The organism is Acidisoma sp. (genome assembly GCF_035492295.1).
Classification (GTDB): Bacteria; Pseudomonadota; Alphaproteobacteria; order Acetobacterales; family Acetobacteraceae; genus Acidisoma.
The window spans coordinates 1-3,578 of the sequence record NZ_DATJJK010000110.1; the positions used below are offsets into that span (position 1 = coordinate 1).

5 protein-coding genes are annotated in these 3,578 nt (G+C 65.6%); 1 reads left to right on the top strand and 4 read right to left on the bottom strand.

What is annotated here, in order from left to right:
• From ureA to VL752_RS07960, 4 genes are all read right to left on the bottom strand, one after another.
• On the bottom strand, positions 1-396 hold a 396-nt coding region (gene ureA / locus VL752_RS07945), incomplete at its 3' end, for an urease subunit gamma (protein ID WP_325353901.1).
• A gap of 16 nt (positions 397-412) precedes the next feature.
• A complete protein-coding gene (locus VL752_RS07950; protein ID WP_325353903.1) occupies positions 413-1,093 on the bottom strand; it encodes an urease accessory protein UreF in 681 nt (226 codons plus the stop codon).
• Positions 1,090-1,545, bottom strand: coding sequence for an urease accessory protein UreE (locus VL752_RS07955; RefSeq protein ID WP_325353904.1), 456 nt, complete (start codon positions 1,543-1,545; stop codon positions 1,090-1,092). Before VL752_RS07955 ends, VL752_RS07950 begins: the two co-directional genes overlap by 4 nt.
• A gap of 54 nt (positions 1,546-1,599) precedes the next feature.
• A complete protein-coding gene (locus VL752_RS07960; RefSeq protein ID WP_325353906.1) occupies positions 1,600-2,052 on the bottom strand; it encodes an Lrp/AsnC ligand binding domain-containing protein in 453 nt (150 codons plus the stop codon).
• Positions 2,053-2,184: 132 nt separating this feature from the next.
• On the opposite strand from VL752_RS07960, the gene VL752_RS07965 reads away from it, so the two are divergent.
• On the top strand, positions 2,185-3,578 hold a 1,394-nt coding region (locus VL752_RS07965; RefSeq protein WP_325353908.1), incomplete at its 3' end, for a proline dehydrogenase family protein.

Sequence of the window (3,578 nt, forward strand, 5' to 3'; positions counted from 1 at the left end):
GATCGTCACCCGCGAGCGGCCTTCATTGAGTATTACATCACCCTCGCCAGCGATGATCTCGCCCGGAACCTCGACCCCGCCGGCCTCCTGCCCATCCGCGATCGGGCGGAAGACGATGACGAGCTTGGTGCCTTCGGGGAAGCTCGCCTCGACGGCGACGAATTCCACCATGGTCGGCACGCCCGGCTCCACATCGACGATGCAAAGCAGCCGGGTCGCCATGTCCACGATCGCCTCATAGGGCATGCCGCGGCGGGCGGCGAAAAGCATTTCATCCGCGATGAAGGCGACCGCCTCGGGATGCGACAGCTTCACGCCATGGGCACGCAGCCGGCGGGCATGCTCGGCCGCCATGAAGATGGTGAGACGTTCCATCTCGGTGGGGGTGAGGTTCATGGAAAGCCGGCCTCCCTCAATTGGCGAAAAGCTGTTGCAGCTGCAGTGGGTGACGCATCATGGCGATATCCGCCAGCGGCGCGAAGCTGCCAATCTCGTCCGGCGCCGGAATATTCGCGGCCAGGAACATCGCCAGATGCGGACGCAGTGCCTGCAGCGCGCTTTGCGAGTCCTGCGCGCTAATGAGGCCGAGGCGGATCGCGGCCGAGCCCAGAGACTGCGCGGTGGAATGGGCCGAAACCGCAAGTGCACTCATCCGGTCGAGCCCGACACCCGCGAGCACCAGGCCCTGCACCACGGGCAGATGGCCGGGCGTTTGCCCGGCAGAGACTTTGGCGCGATAGGCGGCGGCGCCCTCCGTTCCGAGCCGGGCATGAGTGCCGAGAAGCGCGGCACCGGCACGGCGGGCCCCTGCGCGGGCCGCGGCAGACAACGTCAGCGCTTCCGCCAGATCGTCCAATGCAGCCAGGACCGCCCCATCCCGCGCGGCCGCATGGGCATGGGCGATCAACGGCCGGTCAAAACCTGCCCACCGCCCTTCCATCTGGCCCAGAAGAAAGGAAAACCAGTCCCTACGGGCGAGGCGGCCATCCGCCACCAAGCTCTCGACGCCCCAGGAAAAGGCGAAGGCGCCCCCCGGAAACTGGCCGTCCCCGAATTGCAGCGCGGCGAGGAGCGAGGTCGCCTCGGCGATCATGAAAGGACGCGCACCTTCCCCTGAGCCTCCAACGCGCGCAGCCGGGCCAGATAGGTCTCGCGCGGCCCATCGAGTGCGACCAGAAGACAGCCATCCTCGAAACGGACGCGCCAATGCAGGTTGCCGGCATGATAGCCAAGTTCCAGCGCGCTATCCGCCAGCGGCTGCAGGCGCAGCCATTCCTGCTGGCCAACACGGAGGATGATGGCACGCGTTTCGGAGAGATGCAGCACGGCGCCGTCGAACAACGCCGTCTCGCGCGGCAGCGCCACAAAGCAGGCTGTGCCAAGATCGGTCTCGGCAGCAAAACGTCGGCGCGGCAGATCGGTGGGGGCGATCACCAGCCGTTCGATCCGGCCGCCATGATGGCCGAGGTGATGTAGCCGCCCCGCCATGTCGGAGGCGTCCGTCCGGCCCAATATCGTCTCGATCAGCAAAGGGGCGTCGGACATGGCGGTTTCCTATTGCGATGCAGCAACCTGCTTAACAAACGGTTCACTCACCTTCTAGACCGGAATCCCCTGGGCGCTCTTTACTTCCTCCATCACGGCATAGGTATGAGTCTGGCGCACGCCGGGAAGGGCCGCGAGCGTGCCACCCAGAAAAACGCGATAGGCCGCCATATCTTTTACCCTAGCCTTGATGAGGTAATCGAAGCCGCCAGCCACCATGTGGCATTCGAGAATTTCCGGCGCCCGCCGCACCGCCTCGGCGAAGTCGGTGAAGACGGCGGCATTGGTCCGGTCCAGAACGAGTTCGACGAAGACGAGCAGGCCGCGATCGAGCGCCGCAGGATTCAGGATGGCGGTAAAGCCTTCGATAATCCCCTCCCGCTGCAAGCGGCGGACACGCTCAAATGTCGCCGCCTGGCTGAGATGGGCCTGACGAGCGAGGTCTACGTTGGTCATCCGCCCGTCCTTCTGCAGAAGGCGGAGAAGGCGACGATCGGTCTCGTCCATGATTTTCGAACGTTCTCTCGGAGCTGGCCAGGATCGAAACTCAATTCTTCGTTCATTCGAACGAAATTCCGAAGCACATTTTTTACCAGTCCCAATATGCCAGGATATCTCCAGCTTCCAGGGCAATCCGCCATGTCTCCGTCGGACGAAGCAAGCCACCCCCACTCCATCCTCGGTGCGCCACCGGCCGCACCCACGGCACTGCGGTCGGCACTCCGCGCCCATCATCGCGCCCCGGAGCGCGATTGCGTCGCGGCAGCGTTGCCCGCGGGTCGGCTGACGGAGGCGGAAGCCGAGATCGCGCAGCAGACGGCGCGCCGGCTGATCGAGGCGCTGCGACGCCAGAAGGCGCCGAGCCCGCTCGTCGCCCTCATGCGAGAATATGACCTCTCAAGCACCGAGGGCCTCATGCTCATGCGCCTTGCCGAGGCGCTGCTCCGTATCCCCGACCGGGCGACGGCCGATGCGCTCATTCGCGACACGCTTCTGCGCGGCGACTGGCAGAGCCATCTCGGCCATTCTTCTCTCGCCGTAAATGCGGCGAGCCGGGGGCTCGACCTGACCGCGCGACTGTTGAGGAGCGGCCAGGGCAGCGGCCTCCTCGCAACCGGCCGCGATGCGGTAATCCGCCAGGTGATGACGCATATGATCGGCCGCATGGGCGAGATTTTCGTTTGTGGCGAGACCATCGGTGGCGCCCTGCGCTCAGCCCATCACCTGGAAAACGCGGGCTTCCGCTTCTCCTTCGACATGCTGGGCGAAGCGGCGCTGACCGCGGCCGATGCCGACCGCTATTATCGGGATTACGAGACGGCGATCCGCGCCATCGGCCGCGCTGCCCGGGGACGCGGCCCCCTCGCCGGGCCCGGCATCTCCCTCAAGCTCTCGGCGCTTCATCCACGCTACAGCATGGCGCAGCGGGGCCGCGTGATGGCCGAGCTTCTGCCCCGACTGACGCGCCTCGTCACCCTCGCAAGGGAACAGAATATCGGCGTCAGCATCGACGCCGAAGAGAGCGAGCGGCTGGATCTCTCCCTGGATCTCCTGGAAGCCCTCTGCCGCGATCCGCACTTCCTGGGATGGAACGGCATCGGTTTCGTCGTCCAGGCTTATCAAAAGCGTGCCCCCTTCGTGCTCGACTGGATCATCGCTCTCGCCCGCGAAACCGGCCACCGACTGATGCTGCGGCTGGTGAAAGGCGCCTATTGGGACAGCGAGATCAAGCGCGCCCAGCAGGAAGGCCTGGCCGATTATCCGGTCTTCACCCGCAAGGCGCATACGGATCTCTGCTACCTCGCCTGTGCGCGAAAACTCCTCGCCGCGCAGGATGCGATCTTCCCGCAATTCGCGACGCACAATGCGCAGACGCTGGCAGCCATCCGCGCTATGGCGGGGCCGCTCGCCACCGCCGACGATCTGGAGTTCCAGTGTCTGCACGGCATGGGCGAGCCGCTGTACCGCGAAGCCTTCGCCCAAAGCCTCGCCCCCGCCTGCCGTATCTATGCCCCCGTCGGCACGCACGAGAC

What these genes read in the sequence shown, in the direction of transcription:
- VL752_RS07950 (WP_325353903.1), bottom strand. Translation starts at nt 1,093, where the DNA reads ATGATCGCCGAGGCGACCTCGCTCCTCGCCGCGCTGCAATTCGGGGAC.
- VL752_RS07955 (WP_325353904.1), bottom strand. Translation starts at nt 1,545, where the DNA reads ATGTCCGACGCCCCTTTGCTGATCGAGACGATATTGGGCCGGACGGAC.
- VL752_RS07960 (WP_325353906.1), bottom strand. Translation starts at nt 2,052, where the DNA reads ATGGACGAGACCGATCGTCGCCTTCTCCGCCTTCTGCAGAAGGACGGG.